This window comes from Tropicimonas aquimaris, from assembly GCF_042676185.1.
Lineage (GTDB): Bacteria > Pseudomonadota > Alphaproteobacteria > Rhodobacterales > Rhodobacteraceae > Tropicimonas > Tropicimonas aquimaris.
Genome location: NZ_JBHTJT010000008.1, coordinates 379,085 through 395,926, shown reverse-complemented (window position 1 = coordinate 395,926; position 16,842 = coordinate 379,085). Strand labels below are relative to the sequence as shown.

The window sequence follows — 16,842 nt, the reverse complement described above, 5'->3', positions numbered from 1 at the left end:
GATCATGCGCTTCATGTCGAAGGGCATGGCCTGCGGGTCGAACATCTCCTGCCAGCGCGCATCCGTTTCCATCGAGGCCATGCAGGCATCATGCGTGGCCTTGTCCGGGAAACTCACCCAGGAAAACACCACCGTCTCGCCCGGCTCCGCCTTGACCGCCATGGGAAAGGAGGTCAGCTCGCCGTCCGGTACCGCGTCCCCCCAGCATTCGCGCATTTCCACCGCGCCATGGTCCTTGAACAGCGGCCAGGCGCGCCGCGCGCTCTCCAGATAGGCCGCCTTGTTCGCCTCCGGCACGGCCTGCACGAAACCTGCTACATACGTCATTGTTTCCTCATGAAATTTTGATGTTTCAATCGCCTGCGAAGGCCGCTTCAAGCGCCGCAATATCGAGCTTTCCCATCTGCATCATCGCTTCCCGGGCACGTCCCGCAGCGGCGCGGTCTTCCGACTCCAGCATGCGCGGCAGCGCCTCGGGCACGATCTGCCAGAGCACTCCGAACCGGTCGGTGAGCCAGCCGCACACGCTCTCCGCGCCGCCCCCTGCCGTGAGCGCCGCCCAGAGCCGGTCCGTCTCGGCCTGATCCCCGGTCAGGACCGAGATCGAGGCCGCGGGCCCGTGGGTGACCTGCGGCATCCCCTCGGCCGGCGGCACGTCGAGGATCATGTAGGGCACCCCGCCCAGCGTCATCCGGATGACCCGCGGCGCGGCTGCGCTATCCCTCCGGCCCACATGGTCGATCCGGCTGTCGGGCAGCAGCGAGACATAGAACTCCGCCGCCGCGCCCCCGTCGCCGTTGAACCACAGGCAGGTGCGCAGATCCGAGATCATGCCGTCGCCCGCAGAGGCTGCAGCATGCTGGCCGAGTTGCCCTCGCAATCGGTGAAGGCCACGTAAAGCCCCACCCCGGGGATCTCGTGCGGCGTGCCGTGCACCTTGCCGCCCGAGGCGCCGATCCGCTCCATCGCCGCGGCGATGTCCGCCACGCCGATCACCACCAGCGGGCCCTGTGCCGGCCGGTCGTCCCGGCGCGGAAAGAACCCGCCGTTGATCGCGCCGGGCGTCAGAGCCCGCCCGGCCTCGGTCTCGGTGGTTTCCGCCAGGACGTAGTGCCCCATCTCGGGGCCGAGCGCGTTGGTCTTCCAGCCGAAGACCTGCTCGTAGAACGCGGCCATCCGGCCCGCGTCCTCGTAGGGCATCTCGAAATGCACGACGGGGCAAGGCTCGGTCATTGCGCCTGCTCCATCGCCTGCCGGTTCAGCCAGAACGGCTCCCAGATGTGGCCATCAGGATCGGCAAAGGCATGACCGTACATGAACCCGTGGTCTTCCGGCGCGCGCACCGCCGCCCCGCCGCTGGACAGCGCCGTCGCCACCATCGCGTCCACCGCCTCCCGGCTCTCCATTTCGAGCGCGACCAGAACCTCGCTGACGGCCCGCGCATCGGCTATGGCACGCGGCGTAAACCCGGCGAATTTCGCCCGCGTCAGAAGCATCACGAAGCTCGACGGCCCCAGCACCATGCCGAGCGCCGTCTCGTCGCAGAACCGTTCGTCGAAGGTCAGCCCGAGGGCCAGGAAGAAGGCGCGGCTGCGCCCGAGGTCCTCCACGGGCAGATTAATGTAGGTATTCATGGAGAGACCTCCCAATATGGTGCCGCGATTCAACAATCGTAATTCAATGAGGCCACCGTGGTTGACCATTATGTTGATGTCAACGTAAATTATAGTCCATGCGTGACGACCTGCCTCTCGAGATCACCCACGAGGTGCGCGACAGATGTCTCTGCCTGCACCTGCAACGCGCCGCCCGCGCCATCGGCCGGCGCTTCGACGAGGCGCTGCGCCCGCTCGGCCTGACCAACGGTCAGTACTCCCTGCTGGTGTCGCTCAACCGCCCGGAGCCACCGCGCATGGGCGACGTGGCCCACCTGCTCGCCCTGGATCGGACGACGCTCACGGCGAACCTCAAGCCCCTGAATCGGCGCGGACTTCTGGAGATCCTCTCCGACCCGAAGGATGGCCGTAGCCGTCGCCTGGCCCTCACCGACGCGGGGCGCGACCTGCTGGTGAAGGCGGTGCCGATCTGGCGCGCCACCCATGACGCGGTCGACCGGATGCTCGGCGGTGACGCCGAGGATCCCCCCCTGCGCGGCCAGCTCCTGCGGCTGACATTCGGCAAGCCCGACGGGGGATGAGAGCGGCAAGACACCACCGGCGGAAAACATATTCAATATTTTTAATTTGGCGGCGCCGCCCGGATGCGCTATTTTGGAAATGAACGAATTCGAACCTTTCGCAGCCAGGGAACCGGCCATGCCGCAGCTCGTCCGCCTCTACATCCGCCAGGTCATCATCGGCTTTCTGCTCTCGGCCGTGTTCGTGTCCTTGCTGATGGGGGTCAACGTCGCGAACCTCCGGCACCTGGTGACCCACTCGAGCGGCGGCTACATCGCGGTGGTCATGCTCTGGGTGTTCAACGGGATCGTGTTCGCCGGCGTCCAGTTTGGCATCTCGATCATGCGGATGAGCCACGACGACGGCGATTCCGGCCGTGGCAAACGCATAACCTTCGCCACCCCGACCGTCCCGCAGGACGGCACCGTTGCGGTGACGACCGGCGAGAAGCGCGGCTAAAACGACCGAATCCCGAGGCAGAAATGACCGAAACGCCCGGAAATCCCCGGGCGTTCGTCGTTTCGTCGCCGATGTTTGCAAGAAAAACCGTCAAACGACCGTCCGTCCGGTCGTTTCCGACCGCCGTTCCGGTCATTTCGACCGGAACAGGCGGTGCGAAAGACGTGGCGGGGACCGTACGCAACCGTGGGGGCGTTTCATTCCCGAGGACCTGTATATACAGGTGGGCGCCAGGTAACCGAACCAGGGTCCGGACAGAGCCAGCTCCCTCGGAATTGCTTAAGGCCACTGGAATTTTGGCCCCGCACGGGAAGGACAGATCCGCCAGCGCCGGAGATAGGGGCCGGCGGAGGTTTCGGCAAGAGGTCAGAGGTCATTTTCCGCTCCGACGGTCTCTCCCCCACCCGATCCCATTTCCGGCACTTGCGAAGCGTTCCCCAATTGTTCACATTCCCCCCATGTCCTTTGCCACTCCCCTTCCACAAGACCAGATGCAGCCCGGCCAACTGCTGGCCCGCGGTGTCTGCCGCCATCTGCGCGGCCATGGCTTCGTCACCGTGGAGGAGCTGGTGCCCTCGCCCGGGCTGCGGGTCGATGTCATGGCGCTCGGGGCGAAGGGGGAGATCTGGGTAGTGGAGTGCAAGTCGAGCCGGGTCGACTTCACCTCTGACCGCAAGTGGCAGGGCTACCTGGAGTGGTGCGACCGGTTCTTCTGGGCCGTCGACGGCGATTTCCCGACCGACCTTCTGCCTCCGGAAACCGGCCTGATCCTCGCCGATGCCTATGACGCCGAGATCCTGCGCATGGGGCCGGAATCGAAGCTCGCCGGTGCGCGGCGCAAGGTGATCACCCAGAAGTTCGCCCGCCACGCCGCGCGTCGGCTGCAGGCCCTGCGTGACCCCGGGGTGCGCGGCCTGATCTCGGACGACGAGACCGGCTGAGCCTACTTCTTCTTGCGTCCCATCTGGCGGGCCCGCTCCGCCGCGGCGCGCAGTTCCTCTGCGATCTCCTCGGCCTCTTCGGGCTCGAAATCCAGCGGCAGCTCGACCCCCTCGCCCTCGACATAGATACGCACCATGCCGAGCGAAGTCGGTCCGATCTGGAGGTTGGCGGAAAGGTCGCTTTCCTTGTCGATACCCATGCTGATCTCCCTGTCGTCGGCTTGCCCCTCTTTATGCCCGACCCTGTGGCCGTTGCCAGAGCGAAAACGCGCCGGAGGCCTCTGCCGGCCGCAGAGGGAAAATCTGCAAAGAGGCGGCGGAAGGGCTTGCACAGTCCGCGCACAGCGGCTAAACGACCGCCCTGTGCCGCCTTAGCTCAGTTGGTTAGAGCGCTGGATTGTGGATCCAGAGGTCCCCTGTTCAAGCCAGGGAGGCGGTACCATCTCCCCCAATCCCGACAGCATTCGACCGCGCCTGCGGCGGACTTCTTCTGTCCGGAAATATCCCCGCCGGAGGCACGCGCCCGCAAGGGCGCGCCCCCTGCCCGCTCAGTAGATCTTCGGGACGTAGAGATCGTCCGGCAACACCTTGCGCTCGTAGTCGGGGTTGTATTTCCGCTCCGGCAGTTCGACCTTCTCGTGTTCGACGGGCTCGTAGGGGATCCGGCTCAGGATGTGCTCCATGCAGTTGAGCCGCTCGCGCTTCTTGTCGTTGCCCTCGACGATGTACCAGGGCGCCTCGGGGATGTTCGTGCGGGCGAACATGTCTTCCTTTGCCTTGGTGTACTGTTCCCAGCGGACCCGGCTCTGCAGGTCCATCGGCGAGAGCTTCCACTGCTTCATCGGGTCGTGAATGCGCACCTGGAACCGGAGTTGCTGCTCCGCGTCGGTGATCGAGAACCAGTATTTCAGCAGGATGATGCCGTTGCGGACCAGCATGCGCTCGAATTCCGGCACGTCGCGGAAGAACATCTCCACCTGGTCCTCGGAGGCGAAGCCCATCACCCGCTCGACGCCGGCGCGGTTGTACCAGGAGCGGTCGAAGAGCACGATCTCGCCGCCGGCCGGCAGGTGCGGCACGTAGCGCTGGAAATACCACTGGCTCTGCTCGCGCCGGTTCGGCGCCGGCAGCGCCACCACGCGGGCGACGCGGGGGTTGAGCCGCTGGGTGATGCGCTTGATGACGCCCCCCTTGCCGGCGGAATCGCGGCCCTCGAAGAGGATGCAGATCCTGGCGCCGGTGGCCTCGACCCAGTCCTGCATCTTGATCATCTCGGCCTGGAGTCGCAGCAGGTTGGTGAAATACGTGCGCCGGTCGAGCGATTCCGGATGCGCCTTGCGATAGATCTTTCGGATCTCCTGGCTCAGCATCGGCTCGCTGAATTCCATCTCGAAGGTCTCGTCGAGGGTTTCCTCGAGTTCGGCTTCGAGCCAGTCCTTGTGCATGTCGTCGAGCGGCGTGTCGTCAGGCGCGTCGGTCATCTCGGTCCTCCCGTCTTGCTCTTGCAGCGTCCGGCAGCGTCGCGGACACCGCCTCACTCTGGCGGTATCAGGTGACCGCAACATGTCAATGACGCCGGAAGTCGCTCCGGATGCAGGAATTTCCGCCCGTCGCGTGGCCGGTTACTTTACGGCGACCCGCTGGCGCACCGCGCCGGTCGCGGCATCGTAGATCAGGATCTCGTCGGCGTCGGTCACCACGGCCCACCAGCCGTCGCCCTGCGTCACCGCCAGCGGCCGTGCGCCGTCGGGCAGTGCGATCCGCTCGGGCAGGCGCAGGCCCTCCGCCGCCGCGGGCACAATCCGCTCGCCGCCGGGGAACCGGGTGGCGAAGAGCACCACCAGCGTCCCGATGCCGAGGATCATGGTCGCCGTAAGCACTAGCACCAGGCCGCGCAGGAAGCGCAGGGTGCGGGCGTCCTCGGCACTCAGGTCGGGCTCTTTGGGCTGTTCCACGGCTTGGGCCTCCGTTGCGTTTTCCCGCTGATACGGCAGGTGCGGGGCCAGCGCCAGTGGGCAGGCGGCGCTTGCGCCGGGGGCCCGGGCAGCGTATCGGCCCTGCAAACCCGAAAAGGACCCGCCATGACCGAGCCGCTCCGGACCCTCCGGATCGAGATCACCAGCCCGACCCCGGAGCGCCTCGACAAGGCGCTGGCCCGGCACGTGCCCGAAGAGGCCGCGCTCAGCCGCTCGCGGCTGGCGAAGCTGATCGGGGAAGGCCAGGTGCGCGTCGGCGGCGTGGCGGAGACCAACCCCAAGGCCAAGGTCGCGGCCGGCGACGCGGTGGAGATCACCCTACCCGAGGCCGCGCCGGTCGAGACCCGCGCCCAGGAGATCCCGCTCGAGGTGGTCTACGAGGATGACGCGCTGATCGTGATCGACAAGCCGGCAGGGATGGTCGTGCACCCTGCCCCGGGCTCGCCCGACGGCACGCTGGTCAACGCGCTGCTGCACCATTGCGGCGACACGCTCTCCGGCATCGGCGGTGAGCGGCGGCCGGGCATCGTGCACCGGATCGACAAGGACACCTCCGGCCTGCTGGTCGTGGCGAAATCCGACGCCGCGCACCACGGGCTCGCCGCGCAGTTCGAGGCGCATACCGCCGAACGCCGTTACCTCGCGCTGGTTCACGGCTGCCCCGATCCGGCCGATCCGCGCCTGCGCGGAATCCGGGGCACCCATTGGGAAAGCGCGGAGGTCCTGCGGATCACCACCCGGCTGGCGCGCCACCGCCACGACCGCCAGCGGCAGGCCGTGGTCTGGGACGGCGGGCGGCACGCCGTCACCCGGCTGCGGGTGCTCGATCCATTCGGCACGCCCCCGGCGGCGGCGCTGGTGGAATGTCGGCTGGAAACCGGCCGCACCCATCAGATCCGCGTGCACATGTCCCACGTGGGCCACGCGCTGATCGGCGATCCGGTATACGGCGGCCGTCGCAAGGCCTCGGCCAGGGCGCTTGGCGCGGACGCCGCGGCCGCGGTCGACGCCTTCCCGCGGCAGGCGCTCCACGCCGCCACCCTCGGCTTCGTCCACCCGGTCAGCGGCGAGCGGCTCGATTTCGAGAGCCCGCTACCGGAGGATATGGCCGGGCTGGTCGCAAAGCTGCAGGGCGGAACGTCCTGAGCCCGGCGGGCCGGGACTAGCGCTCGATGCTCTGGAAGTTCCTCCGGTCGGCCCGCATGTTCAGCAGCCGGGTGCCGTAGGCCTGGTAGAAGATGACATCCATCCAGTTCACCGCGCTGTAGGCATCCCGCTCGAACGCGCGGTCCATCACGACGCAGAACACGATCCCGATGTCCTCGAAACCGGGCAGGCTCTGCCAGTGCCGAACCTCGCCCCGGCAGGTTGCATCGCCATCGGCCAGCGGCAGGGCGGTGGGATCCGGATACAGGATGCCGATCATCGCCGTCTCGCCATCGGGCAGCAGGGACGGCAGGCGGCACAGGATCGGCGCCCGGAGCGGCACGCCCTCCGCCGTGACGCCCTCCGGCCGGGGATTCACGCAATCGGAGGCAGGGGCGGCCGTCGGGACCGGATAGGCCGCGTCGTAGCGGGCGAAATAGGCTTCGACATCGGGAACGTGGCGCGGCGAGATCCCGGTGAAGGCGGTGCCGTCGAATTCGAAGACATAGGGCACGAAGGTCTCGGGGGCGTCGCGATCCTCGAAGGTGAAAGCGCCGCCGTGGAAGACGAGCTTGCCGTCCTCGACCGCCGCGTCGAAGCGGCGATACCCCATCAGGATCTCCTTGCCGGACAGCATGCCGGTGATCATCCCCTTGAACGCCGAGGCGCGCTGCGCGGAATCGGGCGTCTCGCCGTTTTTCAGGACCGGGCCTGCCAGATGCGAGGCGACGCCGGTGTTGATCACGAAGATCACGAACATGACCAGGATGAACGCAGCGAAGGAAAAGGTCTTCATTGATTGAAATGTCCTGACGTGAATCCGGCTCTGCGCGCTGCCCGTGGAGGACTGACGCCTGATGCAGGTAACCGCTGCAGATTGGCCGGAGTATGGCTCAACTGTGCCACGGGGCGGGTTTCCAGCGAGACACGGCGGCCGGAATGGAGGTTTTCGGAAACAAAACCCACCGGGAAGGCCTTGTAATATTCAGTGAACACCCCGTGAGAGACATTGCAGCCGTCTTACGCGGCGGCGGGCGCGGGTCTATAGTTGAGACAAGGAAGCGCCGTTATCGCAAACGCGCTCACTTGAACCGAACGGTTCAGTTCATACATATTACCTCAAGAACTTTGCACCAACGTCGTGCGAAGTATCCGACAGGCTAGGAGGGACGATAGAGATGAGTAATTACACGAGCCTTCCCGCCCCCTCTCCGGAGCAGGGGCTGAACCGGTACCTGCAGGAAATTCGCAAGTTTCCGATGCTGGAGCCGGAAGAAGAGTACATGCTGGCCAAGCGGTGGGTCGATCACCAGGACACCGAGGCCGCGCACAAGATGGTGACGAGCCACCTGCGCCTCGCCGCCAAGATCGCCATGGGCTACCGCGGCTACGGCCTTCCCCAGGCCGAGGTGATCTCGGAGGCCAACGTGGGACTGATGCAGGCCGTCAAGCGCTTCGACCCTGAAAAGGGCTTTCGACTGGCCACCTACGCCATGTGGTGGATCCGCGCTTCGATCCAGGAATACATCCTGCGATCGTGGTCCCTGGTTAAGCTCGGCACGACCTCGGCGCAGAAGAAGCTGTTCTTCAACCTGCGCAAGGCCAAGTCGCGCATCGGAGCCCTTGAAGAGGGCGATATGCGGCCGGAGAATGTGACCCGGATCGCCACCGATCTCGGCGTGACCGAGGAAGAGGTGATCTCGATGAACCGGCGGCTGTCGGGGGGCGACGCCTCGCTCAACGCCACCGTGGGCTCCGACGGCGACACCACGACCCAGTGGCAGGACTGGCTGGAGGACGAGGACGCCGACCAGGCCGAGCAATATGCCGAGAGCAACGAGATGTCGGTGCGCCGCGATCTGCTGCTGGAGGCGATGGACGCGCTCAACGACCGCGAGAAGGACATCCTCACGCAGCGCCGCCTGGCCGAGCCGCCGGTGACGCTGGAGGAACTCAGCGGCGTCTATGACGTCAGCCGCGAGCGGATCCGCCAGATCGAGGTGCGCGCCTTCGAAAAGCTGCAGAAGCGGATGAAGGAACTCGCCCGCGAAAAAGGCATCATGACGGCCGCCTGACCGGGCGCCCCCGTGACGACACAGAACGCCCCGCTTGCTCCGCAGGCGGGGCCTTTTCGTGCACGCCGGAAATCACCCCCACTTGCGACGGAAGCACCGCTCTCCCACGTTCCAACCATGGGCGGATCTCCTGCCCTTCCGGCAGGATCCGCCGCTGGAGGGAGAAAGAGATGAACGCCGCGCATTCCACCGCGCCGCAGGCTGCCGTTCCGCAGCGCTACGCGCATTTCACTGGCCGGGCCTTTGCCGTTTTCGGGGTCAGCCTGACCTTTCCGGTCCTGCTGCTAAGCGGGATCATCCTTTACATCGCGCCGACGGGCCGGATCGCCAACCAGTCCGGCTGGCAGGTCGTGGGGCTGGACCGGGGTGGCTGGGAGACGCTGCACGCGACAGCCGCGGTCCTGTTCCTTGGGCTCGTCGCCTGGCACGTGCTGGTGCACCTGCCGGTCTATCGCTCGCTCTTGGGCGGCACGCCCGCGCATCCGGGCGGCCATCGGCGCGAGGCCTTTCTGGCGCTCGGGATCGTCGGGCTGCTGGTCCTGCTGGTGGCGTTCACCTGGCCGCCGGCCAGTTGGCTGGCGGATGGCAGCCGCTACTTCCGTCAGGAGCACTGGACGACCAACGCCACGGCGCCGGGTCAGTGGCGCGGAGGCGCTCACTGACCCGCGCGAGCCGCGTCAGGCCTGGTGGACGTAGGTCCCCGGTGCCTTGCAGAGCGGCTTGAACCCGGCCCGGGCATTGCCCATCGGTGGCGGCGGCACCTGCTGGCCGCTGCCCTTGCCGCGCAGGAACTCGGCCCAGACCGGCCACCAGGAGCCCTCCTGCGGCTCGTGGCTCTGCACCCAGCTATCCGGGTCCTGATAGAGCTCGTCCGGGCTGCGCACACCCACACGGAAGCTGCGGCGCGCATGGCCCGGCTCGCTGACGATCCCGGAATTGTGCCCGCCTGCCGTCAGCACGAAGGTCTGCTCCGCGTCGTTGAAGAGCCGGATCTTGTAGACCGATTTCCACGGCGCGATGTGGTCCTTCTCGGTGCCCACCACGAAGAACGGCGCGGAGATGTCGGAGAGCGCGATCACCTTGCCCTCCACCGCGTAACGCCCGCCGGTGAGCCGGTTTTCCAGGAACAGGCCGCGCAGGTACTCGGAATGCATCCGGTAGGGCATGCGCGTCGCGTCGGCGTTCCAGGCGGAGATGTCGAAGGGCCGTTCCTGCTCGCCCAGCAAGTAGCGGTTGATCGCACGGGCCCAGATCAGGTCCTCGGCGCGCAGTGCCTGGAAGGCGCCGGCCATCTGGTCCTGATCGAGATAGCCCTGATCCCACATCATGTCCTCGAGATAGGCGATCTGGCTCTCGTCGAGGAACATCATCACCTCGCCGGCCTCGGTGAAGTCGGTCTGCGCGGTGAGCAGCGAGACCGAAGCGAGCCGGTCGTCACCGTCGCGGGCCATCGTCGCCGCCGAGATCGACAGGATCGTGCCACCGAGGCAGTAGCCGCAGGCGTGGACCTTGCGGTCCGGCACGATCGCCGTCACCGCGTCGAGCGCCGCCATCACCCCGCGCTTGCGGTAGTCGTCCAGCCCACAATCGGCGAGGCTGGCATCCGGGTTGACCCAGGAGATCGCGAAGACGGTGAAGCCTTCGTCGACGAGGTACTTGATCAGCGAATTGTGCTGGCTGAGGTCGAGGATGTAGTACTTCATGATCCAGGCCGGCACGATCAGGATCGGCTCCGCCTGCACCTTCGCCGTGGTCGGCGTGTACTGGATCAGCTCCATCAGTTCGTTGCGATAGACCACCTGGCCCGGCGTGCAGGCGATGGTCTCGCCGACGCGGAACTGCTCCGGCATCGGCTCCTTCTCGCCGGTCAGTTCCCGGATCAGGTCGTCGGTGAGGTTGCGGCCCCCCGCCACGAGGTTCTGGCCGCTGGTCTCGAGCGTCTTTGCGATCACCTCGGGGTTGGAGAACAGGTAGTTGGAGGGGGAAAAGGCGTCGAGGATCTGCCGCGCCTGAAAGGCCACGCGCTCGCTCGACTTGTGGCGCATTCCGCGCACTTCGGTGGTGGCCTCCCCCCACCAATCCTCCATCGCGAGGTGGCTTTGTTTCCAGAACGAGAACGGAGGGGCGTCCCAGCCCTCGTGACTGAAGCGGTTGTCGCCCTTCTTCGGCGCGAACCCCTCGCCGATGCCCATGACGCCGAACCAGAGCTTGCGCGCGTTGTCGACCGCCTTCTCGGCCAGTTCCTGCTGCCTGCCCGGCGCCTGGGCGAGATGCTTGGCCCAGTCGGTCCAGGCCGCCTGTGACGCGTTGACGGACATGCCGTTGGTGAGCTGTGCGTTCTTGGCGCGGATCGAGCGATCGAGGTTGTGGTAGCGGCGATGCGTCGGCTGGGGCCTGGAGGCCGCCGGCGCCGGGACGGTGCGGGCGACCGGCTGGCTGTCGGCATTGGCCGGTGTCGCCACCGGCTTGAGGGATTTCACTGTGGACCTGCTGACCATTTCAACCTCGCTCGAATGGATGTTCTTGCCCCGTCGCGCTGCCTGTGCCGCAACGCAGCAGAGCGGTTATCGCCCCTCTTCCGGGCGAAGTAACTGCGACCATCCTTCACCGTTAGCGCAACACCCCGACCCGGCCCCCGCAGAATACATTCAAACTGTGAAATAATTGGGGTACCCGCATGGAAACAGGCGGTTTCCTCGCATTTTTACACAGGCACACCCGACGACACCGACACCCCTGTGACGGCGCGACTCACCACGCCCTTTGACAACGCCCCAGTCCCGCCCGATGGTGGCCGCGGGCGGATGCCCCGGCGTCGAGCCGGCGCATCCGGGAGACACACGAGGAGGTTTGTCATGAAAACGATCCGCTGGGGTATTCTGGGGGCGTCGAACTTCGCCCGGCAGCACATGGGGCCGGCGATCCACGCCGCCCGCGGGGCGCAGCTGGCCGCGCTGGCGACCTCCTCGGACGAGAAGGCGGCGGCGTTCTCGGAGCTGTTCCCGGGCATCCGCATCCACAAGAACTACGACGCCCTGCTCACCGACTCGCAGATCGACGCGGTCTACGTGCCGCTGCCCAACCACCTGCACGTGGAATGGACCCTGCGGGCACTGGCGGCGGGCAAGCCGGTGCTCTGCGAGAAGCCGATCACGCTGGAGGCCGGGGAGTTCGACCGGCTGATCGCGGCGCGCGACGCGGCCGGGAAGCTCGCGGCAGAGGCCTACATGGTGGTACACCACCCCCAGTGGATCCGCGCCAAGGAGATGATCGCGGACGGCGCCATCGGCAAGCTGACCGACGTGCGCGGCGCGTTCTCCTACAACAACCCCGACCCCGGCAACATCCGCAACCAGGCGCAGAGCGGCGGCGGCGCACTGCCCGACATCGGGGTCTATCCGCTCGGCACCGTGCGCTTCGTGACCGGCGAGGAACCGGTCTCCGCTACCGCGCGGATTACCTGGGTCGACGGATACGACACTACGTCGCGCAGCCAGCTCGTCTTCCCCTCCTTCGAGATGTCGATGATGCTCTCCACCCGCCTCGCGCCCTACCAGGAGATGGTGTTCCACGGCGAAAAGGGGCTGCTGCGGCTCGACTATCCGTTCAATGCCAATGTCCACGGCGAGGCGCGGCTCGACCTGATCCGCGGCAACGAAACGATCACCGAGCGCTGGCCGGGGGTGAACCATTACGTGTTGCAGGTGCAGAACTTCTGCGAGAGCCTGCGCAGCGGCGCGCCCTACCCCTGCCCGCTGGAATTCAGCCGTGGCACCCAGGCCGCGATGGACATAATCTTCGCCGCCGATCCCGGGCCGGCCTGACCCGCACCGGCCGGAGGGCTACAGGACCGGCCCGACGATGGCGAGCAGGTTGTTCCACATACGCTGCCAGATGCTCCAGGCCTGAACCTGCTGGAGCGTCACGGCGCGGCTGCTGGCGAGGTACTCCTGCTGGCGGGCGCGCATCGCGGCAGTGGTGGCCGGGTCGTGCAGCAGGATGTTGTTCTCGTAGTTCAGATCGAAACTGCGCCGGTCCATGTTGGCGGAACCGATCAGCGTCACCTCCCCGTCCAGCGTCAGCGACTTGGTGTGAAGCAGGCCGGGCTGGTATTCACCGATCTTGACCCCCGCGATCAGAAGGTCCTCGTAATAGCTTCGGGCTGTGGCGCCGACGGCGAAATCGTCGTTGCGGGCCGGAAAGATGATCGTGGTGTCGACGCCTCGGTTGGCGGCGGCGCAGAGCGCAGACTGGATGGCGCTGTTGGGCACATAATAGGGCGTGGTGATAAACAGCTCCCGCCGCGCGGCGTGGATCAGCGTCGTGAACAGTTCCGGCATCGCGGAGTCGCGGAACGTCGGCCCGGTGGCCACCACCTGCGCCGGAAAGCCCGGCACGGCTGGCGGCATCGGCCGTTGCAGCAAGTCGCTGATGTCCTCGTCGACGCTCGACATCCAGTCGCTGGCAAACAGGTGCTGGTTCTGGCGCACGACCGGACCCTCGAAGCGCATCATCGCATCGACCCACGGGCCATAGTTCGCCTTGGGCAGGAACGCCGGGTCGGCGCAGTTCTGACTCCCGCAATAGGTGGTGCGATTGTCGATCACCAGGATCTTGCGGTGATTGCGCAGGTCGACCCGGCCGTCGAAGATGCGCACAAGGGGATTGCCGACAGGAAGCGCCCGCGCCAGCTGCACGCCCGCTTCCTGCATCTCGGACCAGAGCGGGCTGCGGACCAGATCGCGCGAACCCAGGTCGTCCACCATCGCCCGACAGCGGACGCCCCGCGCCGCGGCCCGCTTCAGCGCCTCGGCCATCCGGGTGCCGTTGCCGTCGGCGAGCCAGATGTAGAACATCAGGTGGACATGGTCGGTGGCGGCATCAATATCTGCCACCATGGCCTCGATCGTCGCGTCGGAATCGGCCATCAGAACCGCCTTGTTCCCACTCGCCACCGAATGGCCGCTAATCGACTTGCCGACGTTGAAGAGCGGCGCGTAGCTGCCGGCAACCGCTCCGGTGTCGTCGGGCATCTCCCATCCCGGCGCCGCCTCGGGCCGGGGAAGAGTGTCGAGGACGCGCCGCACTCGCGCCGTACGCTCGCGCCCGATGCTCGTTTCGCCCAGCAGCAGATAGATCAGCGCGCCGAGGTAGGGCACCGCCAACACGACGACCATCCACGCCATGCGGGATTCGGGCAGCCGGTGCGGGCGCAGAAGGATGCGCCCCAGAAACAGGGTGACGATGACGACATGGGCGATGATCCAGACCATGGCGGCTCTCCGGCGCGGCGGGCATCGGACGACAGCGCTCCCGCGTTACAAGGGAGCACCTCGGTGCTCCCCCATTGATAGAAGACCGCAGGCAGGCCCTACAAGGCCGGCAGGGTCCCTGCCCGCGCTCCCTTCCGGATCGCGCGGATCATTTCACTGTGGCAAACGCGCCCGCAGTACTCGGACCATGTTCTCGCCCATGACCTTTCTGATCTGCGCCTCGGTGAGGCCGGCGTCCAGCAGGGCCTGGGTGAGCGCGGGCAGTTCGGAGGTGTCGAAGGCGGTGGCGACGGAGCCGTCGAAATCGGAGCCGAGCGAGACGTGGTCCTCGCCCACCACATCGATGGCAGCCTTGATCGCACCAGCGACGCCGGCGGGGCTGTCGTCGCAGGTCACGTCCTTCCAGTAGCCGATGCCGATCACGCCGCCCGAGCGGGCGACCTCGACCATCAGCGAGTCGAGGAAGTTCCGCTTCACCTCGCAATGGGAATAGATCCCGGTGTGGCTGACGATGACGGGGCTGGAGACGAGTTGCAGCGCCTCGGCCGCGACGCGGGGGCTGGAATGGGCGAGGTCCATCACCATGCCGCGGCGCTCGATCTCGGCCACCACCTCGCGGCCGAAATCGGTGAGGCCGGCATTGGCCAGCCCGTGCAGCGAGCCGCCGATCTCGTTGTCGAAGAAGTGCTGCAACCCGATCACCCGGTGCCCGGCGGCCTCCAGCGCGTCGAGATTGGCCAGATCACCCTCCAGCGGGTGCGAGCCCTCGATCCCGAGCAGCGCCCCCACGACCGTCTCGCCCGAAGCGCGGGCCGCGAGCACGGCCTCCAGGTCGCCCTTCGTGCGGATGATGCGGAGTTGCCCGTCGCTCGCCTCGGCAAAGCGGTGCAGCTTCTCGGCCTGGTAGAGCGCACGACCCAGCAGGCTGCCCCAGGTCCGCATCGGCCAAAGCTGGCCGATGGCGAGGGCGGTGATGTTGTCGAAGGCGTCCGTCGCGTTGGCCTCGTAATTCTGGCCCGCGGGGCTCTTGGTGACGGCGGTGAAGACCTGCAGACCGACATTGCCCTCGATCAGGCGCGGCAGGTCCACCTGCCCCCGCGACGCGCGCTTCAGCAGGTCGCGCTTCCACAGCAGGCTGTCGGCGTGCCAGTCGCCCACCAGCAGCGTCTCGTGCAGCGCCTGCGCCTCGGCGCTGACCGGCCAGGGATCGTGCGGCGCCACCGCGTTCCGGCTCCGCTCCACGTATCCGGGCGCGACGGTCAGAAACGCCGCCAGCAGCACAGCGAGCCCGAAGAGCACCCGCCCCAGCCATTTCCCGAAAACCCGCATCAGACCGCCCCCTGTTGTCGCGGGCGGGAGAGAAACACGCGCCCTGCCCGCTGCCAAGCCTGCCCGGCCACGACCATGCCATTCGGGGTGTTGAACGTTGCGGCACAGGCGTTAATGTCGGGCCGTCCCGGACACGGAGCCGCCCCATGCGCAACGAAGACATCGACGGCCGCCTGCACGGGCCGCAGCCCCACGCAGGCCCGCAGGAGCCGCTGCTGCTGCGGCTGGTCTACATGCTGATCATCTATTTCATGATCGGTATCGCCCAGACTGTGCTTGGCGTGGCGACGGTGGTGCAGCTGATCATCATGCTGCTTAACCACCGCAAGCCGAACGATCGGCTGGCCGATTTCGGCACCGACCTCGGCATCTGGATCGCCAAGGCGGCGCGCTACCAGACCGCCGCGAGCGAGGTGAAGCCCTGGCCCTGGACCGAACTGGACTGAGCCCGCCGGTCCGGAATTCCGGAAGAGATTTCAGTGTCTTTTCGTGATACGCCTTGCGGGAGTATTTCCGAAAGGCATTGAATGATCTATGGCGGCGCGGGCGACGACCGGCTGTTCGGCGACGCCGGGGCCGACCGGCTTATCGGAGGCGGCGGCCACGACACGCTGACCGGCGGCGCGGGCAACGACATACTGACCGGCGGCAAGGGGTTCGACCATTTCATCATCTCGGCGGGCGATGACCGGGTGACCGATTTCACCGAGTCCGATCTGATCACCCTCGAAGGCGTGCGGGAGAACGAGGTCGACCTGCTTTACCGCAAGGGCGACACGCTGCTCCGGGCCGAGGATTTCACGCTCAGGATCGAGGATTACCGCCTCGAGAGCTTCGACTACGGCCTCGTCGCCTTCGACCCTTTCTAGCCTCGGACCGCCATCCCCGGCGCGGATGGCGAATCGTCGCCCGGATGCTATGTGTCTGGGAACGCGGGCGCCGGGAGGCCGGTGCCCGTCGAAATCCGGACCACAGGGCTTTTCAGATGCGCGTTTCTCTCCGTTCCCTTCTCCTCCCGCTGCTCGTCGCCGCCGGCACCGCCGCCGAGGCGCAAACCTGGAGCTCGGCGATCGCCACCAACGGGGAGAGTGCGGGCGGCCTGATCACGGTTGGAGAGAAGACGCTGACGCTTGGCTGCAATCGCAACACCGGCACGTGGCTGTCGCTGGTGCTCACGGGCGGACCGCACGCGGGGATGAAGAACGCCGACGACACTGCGGACGACATGATGATGTGGATCGTCCTGTCCGGCGGCAACCGCGCCAAGCACCCGATCTTGGGCTTCTACTACGAGGCCGACAAGGCCTTTGTCGGCCGGCTGGAGACCAGCGACACCGTGCTGCGGGAGTTCGCCCAGGGAAGCACGCTGGAGCTGACCAGCCCCTCGGGCGACGTGATCTTCGAAGCGCCGATGACAGGCACCGGCGCCTTCCGGGAGCAGATCCTCGAAGCCTGCGGGATCTGAT

General features: G+C 66.7%; 20 protein-coding genes, 1 tRNA gene and 1 pseudogene. 11 read left to right on the top strand and 11 right to left on the bottom strand.

The window, feature by feature from the left end; translation table 11 throughout:
* Window positions 1–72 precede the first annotated feature (72 nt).
* From ACFQ2S_RS08315 to ACFQ2S_RS08300, 4 genes and pseudogenes are all read right to left on the bottom strand, one after another.
* Window positions 73–327 (bottom strand): annotated as a pseudogene (locus ACFQ2S_RS08315) (DUF1428 domain-containing protein); the annotation flags it as partial.
* Between the two features lie 25 nt (window positions 328–352).
* Window positions 353–832, bottom strand: a complete 480-nt coding sequence (locus ACFQ2S_RS08310; RefSeq protein ID WP_386073980.1) for a VOC family protein — start codon at window positions 830–832, stop codon at window positions 353–355.
* Complete coding sequence (locus tag ACFQ2S_RS08305) at window positions 829–1,233, bottom strand: VOC family protein (protein WP_386073979.1); 405 nt, start codon at window positions 1,231–1,233, stop codon at window positions 829–831. The genes ACFQ2S_RS08310 and ACFQ2S_RS08305 overlap by 4 nt, the downstream gene beginning before the upstream one ends.
* Entirely contained in the window at window positions 1,230–1,634 is a 405-nt protein-coding gene (locus ACFQ2S_RS08300; RefSeq protein WP_386073978.1) for a VOC family protein, read from the bottom strand. Before ACFQ2S_RS08300 ends, ACFQ2S_RS08305 begins: the two co-directional genes overlap by 4 nt.
* 98 nt (window positions 1,635–1,732) lie before the next feature.
* On the opposite strand from ACFQ2S_RS08300, the gene ACFQ2S_RS08295 reads away from it, so the two are divergent.
* The 3 genes from ACFQ2S_RS08295 (at window position 1,733) to ACFQ2S_RS08285 (ending at window position 3,577) form a co-directional block, all read left to right on the top strand.
* On the top strand, window positions 1,733–2,197 hold the full coding sequence (locus ACFQ2S_RS08295; RefSeq protein ID WP_386073977.1) for a MarR family winged helix-turn-helix transcriptional regulator: 465 nt from the start codon (window positions 1,733–1,735) through the stop codon (window positions 2,195–2,197).
* Window positions 2,198–2,315: 118 nt separating this feature from the next.
* Complete coding sequence (locus tag ACFQ2S_RS08290) at window positions 2,316–2,636, top strand: hypothetical protein (RefSeq protein ID WP_386073976.1); 321 nt, start codon at window positions 2,316–2,318, stop codon at window positions 2,634–2,636.
* A gap of 491 nt (window positions 2,637–3,127) precedes the next feature.
* Window positions 3,128–3,577, top strand: coding sequence for an MmcB family DNA repair protein (locus ACFQ2S_RS08285; RefSeq protein WP_386073975.1), 450 nt, complete (start codon window positions 3,128–3,130; stop codon window positions 3,575–3,577).
* Window positions 3,578–3,579: 2 nt separating this feature from the next.
* On the opposite strand, the gene ACFQ2S_RS08280 is transcribed toward ACFQ2S_RS08285, so the two are convergent.
* Window positions 3,580–3,777: a DUF6324 family protein gene (locus tag ACFQ2S_RS08280; protein WP_386073974.1), complete on the bottom strand. Its 198-nt coding sequence runs from the start codon at window positions 3,775–3,777 to the stop codon at window positions 3,580–3,582.
* Between the two features lie 165 nt (window positions 3,778–3,942).
* On the opposite strand from ACFQ2S_RS08280, the gene ACFQ2S_RS08275 reads away from it, so the two are divergent.
* Window positions 3,943–4,019 (top strand) — tRNA-His (locus ACFQ2S_RS08275).
* Window positions 4,020–4,125: 106 nt separating this feature from the next.
* On the opposite strand, the gene ppk2 is transcribed toward ACFQ2S_RS08275, so the two are convergent.
* Both ppk2 and ACFQ2S_RS08265 read right to left on the bottom strand, forming a co-directional pair.
* Entirely contained in the window at window positions 4,126–5,058 is a 933-nt protein-coding gene (gene ppk2 / locus ACFQ2S_RS08270) for a polyphosphate kinase 2 (protein ID WP_386073973.1), read from the bottom strand.
* Between the two features lie 141 nt (window positions 5,059–5,199).
* On the bottom strand, window positions 5,200–5,532 hold the full coding sequence (locus ACFQ2S_RS08265; RefSeq protein ID WP_386073972.1) for a DUF6476 family protein: 333 nt from the start codon (window positions 5,530–5,532) through the stop codon (window positions 5,200–5,202).
* Window positions 5,533–5,658: 126 nt separating this feature from the next.
* Here ACFQ2S_RS08265 and ACFQ2S_RS08260 point away from each other — a divergent pair, with 126 nt between their 5' ends.
* Window positions 5,659–6,699: an RluA family pseudouridine synthase gene (locus ACFQ2S_RS08260; RefSeq protein WP_386073971.1), complete on the top strand. Its 1,041-nt coding sequence runs from the start codon at window positions 5,659–5,661 to the stop codon at window positions 6,697–6,699.
* Window positions 6,700–6,715: 16 nt separating this feature from the next.
* On the opposite strand, the gene ACFQ2S_RS08255 is transcribed toward ACFQ2S_RS08260, so the two are convergent.
* Window positions 6,716–7,495, bottom strand: coding sequence for a hypothetical protein (locus ACFQ2S_RS08255; RefSeq protein WP_386073970.1), 780 nt, complete (start codon window positions 7,493–7,495; stop codon window positions 6,716–6,718).
* Between the two features lie 382 nt (window positions 7,496–7,877).
* Between ACFQ2S_RS08255 and rpoH the strand changes: the two genes are divergently transcribed.
* Together rpoH and ACFQ2S_RS08245 are read left to right on the top strand one after the other, a co-directional pair.
* Window positions 7,878–8,774, top strand: a complete 897-nt coding sequence (gene rpoH, locus ACFQ2S_RS08250; protein WP_386073969.1) for an RNA polymerase sigma factor RpoH — start codon at window positions 7,878–7,880, stop codon at window positions 8,772–8,774.
* A gap of 170 nt (window positions 8,775–8,944) precedes the next feature.
* Complete coding sequence (locus ACFQ2S_RS08245) at window positions 8,945–9,436, top strand: DUF4405 domain-containing protein (RefSeq protein ID WP_386073968.1); 492 nt, start codon at window positions 8,945–8,947, stop codon at window positions 9,434–9,436.
* 15 nt (window positions 9,437–9,451) lie between these two features.
* On the opposite strand, the gene ACFQ2S_RS08240 is transcribed toward ACFQ2S_RS08245, so the two are convergent.
* Complete coding sequence (locus ACFQ2S_RS08240; protein ID WP_386073967.1) at window positions 9,452–11,254, bottom strand: PHA/PHB synthase family protein; 1,803 nt, start codon at window positions 11,252–11,254, stop codon at window positions 9,452–9,454.
* Window positions 11,255–11,629: 375 nt separating this feature from the next.
* Between ACFQ2S_RS08240 and ACFQ2S_RS08235 the strand changes: the two genes are divergently transcribed.
* The gene (locus ACFQ2S_RS08235; RefSeq protein WP_386073966.1) at window positions 11,630–12,598 is read left to right on the top strand and encodes a Gfo/Idh/MocA family protein; all 969 of its coding nucleotides are present in this window, start codon (window positions 11,630–11,632) and stop codon (window positions 12,596–12,598) included.
* Window positions 12,599–12,616: 18 nt separating this feature from the next.
* On the opposite strand, the gene cls is transcribed toward ACFQ2S_RS08235, so the two are convergent.
* Together cls and ACFQ2S_RS08225 are read right to left on the bottom strand one after the other, a co-directional pair.
* Window positions 12,617–14,047: a cardiolipin synthase gene (cls, locus tag ACFQ2S_RS08230; RefSeq protein ID WP_386073965.1), complete on the bottom strand. Its 1,431-nt coding sequence runs from the start codon at window positions 14,045–14,047 to the stop codon at window positions 12,617–12,619.
* A 153-nt stretch (window positions 14,048–14,200) separates the two neighbouring features.
* Window positions 14,201–15,376, bottom strand: coding sequence for a dipeptidase (locus ACFQ2S_RS08225; RefSeq protein ID WP_386073964.1), 1,176 nt, complete (start codon window positions 15,374–15,376; stop codon window positions 14,201–14,203).
* A 146-nt stretch (window positions 15,377–15,522) separates the two neighbouring features.
* On the opposite strand from ACFQ2S_RS08225, the gene ACFQ2S_RS08220 reads away from it, so the two are divergent.
* The 3 genes from ACFQ2S_RS08220 (at window position 15,523) to ACFQ2S_RS08210 (ending at window position 16,841) form a co-directional block, all read left to right on the top strand.
* The gene (locus ACFQ2S_RS08220; protein ID WP_386073963.1) at window positions 15,523–15,822 is read left to right on the top strand and encodes a DUF4389 domain-containing protein; all 300 of its coding nucleotides are present in this window, start codon (window positions 15,523–15,525) and stop codon (window positions 15,820–15,822) included.
* An 81-nt stretch (window positions 15,823–15,903) separates the two neighbouring features.
* Window positions 15,904–16,245 (top strand): hypothetical protein, encoded by a 342-nt coding sequence (locus ACFQ2S_RS08215; protein ID WP_386073962.1) that lies wholly within the window; start codon window positions 15,904–15,906, stop codon window positions 16,243–16,245.
* Window positions 16,246–16,361: 116 nt separating this feature from the next.
* Window positions 16,362–16,841, top strand: a complete 480-nt coding sequence (locus ACFQ2S_RS08210; RefSeq protein WP_386073961.1) for a hypothetical protein — start codon at window positions 16,362–16,364, stop codon at window positions 16,839–16,841.
* Window position 16,842 lies beyond the last annotated feature (1 nt).

Excerpts from the sequence above, each read along its gene's own strand:
- ACFQ2S_RS08310 (WP_386073980.1), bottom strand. The coding sequence starts at position 832 with ATGATCTCGGATCTGCGCACCTGCCTGTGGTTCAACGGCGACGGGGGC.
- ACFQ2S_RS08305 (WP_386073979.1), bottom strand. The coding sequence starts at position 1,233 with ATGACCGAGCCTTGCCCCGTCGTGCATTTCGAGATGCCCTACGAGGAC.
- ACFQ2S_RS08300 (WP_386073978.1), bottom strand. The coding sequence starts at position 1,634 with ATGAATACCTACATTAATCTGCCCGTGGAGGACCTCGGGCGCAGCCGC.
- ACFQ2S_RS08295 (WP_386073977.1), top strand. The coding sequence starts at position 1,733 with ATGCGTGACGACCTGCCTCTCGAGATCACCCACGAGGTGCGCGACAGA.
- ACFQ2S_RS08290 (WP_386073976.1), top strand. The coding sequence starts at position 2,316 with ATGCCGCAGCTCGTCCGCCTCTACATCCGCCAGGTCATCATCGGCTTT.
- ACFQ2S_RS08285 (WP_386073975.1), top strand. The coding sequence starts at position 3,128 with ATGCAGCCCGGCCAACTGCTGGCCCGCGGTGTCTGCCGCCATCTGCGC.
- ACFQ2S_RS08280 (WP_386073974.1), bottom strand. The coding sequence starts at position 3,777 with ATGGGTATCGACAAGGAAAGCGACCTTTCCGCCAACCTCCAGATCGGA.
- ppk2 (WP_386073973.1), bottom strand. The coding sequence starts at position 5,058 with ATGACCGACGCGCCTGACGACACGCCGCTCGACGACATGCACAAGGAC.
- ACFQ2S_RS08260 (WP_386073971.1), top strand. The coding sequence starts at position 5,659 with ATGACCGAGCCGCTCCGGACCCTCCGGATCGAGATCACCAGCCCGACC.
- ACFQ2S_RS08255 (WP_386073970.1), bottom strand. The coding sequence starts at position 7,495 with ATGAAGACCTTTTCCTTCGCTGCGTTCATCCTGGTCATGTTCGTGATC.
- rpoH (WP_386073969.1), top strand. The coding sequence starts at position 7,878 with ATGAGTAATTACACGAGCCTTCCCGCCCCCTCTCCGGAGCAGGGGCTG.
- ACFQ2S_RS08245 (WP_386073968.1), top strand. The coding sequence starts at position 8,945 with ATGAACGCCGCGCATTCCACCGCGCCGCAGGCTGCCGTTCCGCAGCGC.
- ACFQ2S_RS08235 (WP_386073966.1), top strand. The coding sequence starts at position 11,630 with ATGAAAACGATCCGCTGGGGTATTCTGGGGGCGTCGAACTTCGCCCGG.
- cls (WP_386073965.1), bottom strand. The coding sequence starts at position 14,047 with ATGGTCTGGATCATCGCCCATGTCGTCATCGTCACCCTGTTTCTGGGG.
- ACFQ2S_RS08225 (WP_386073964.1), bottom strand. The coding sequence starts at position 15,376 with ATGCGGGTTTTCGGGAAATGGCTGGGGCGGGTGCTCTTCGGGCTCGCT.
- ACFQ2S_RS08220 (WP_386073963.1), top strand. The coding sequence starts at position 15,523 with ATGCGCAACGAAGACATCGACGGCCGCCTGCACGGGCCGCAGCCCCAC.
- ACFQ2S_RS08215 (WP_386073962.1), top strand. The coding sequence starts at position 15,904 with ATGATCTATGGCGGCGCGGGCGACGACCGGCTGTTCGGCGACGCCGGG.
- ACFQ2S_RS08210 (WP_386073961.1), top strand. The coding sequence starts at position 16,362 with ATGCGCGTTTCTCTCCGTTCCCTTCTCCTCCCGCTGCTCGTCGCCGCC.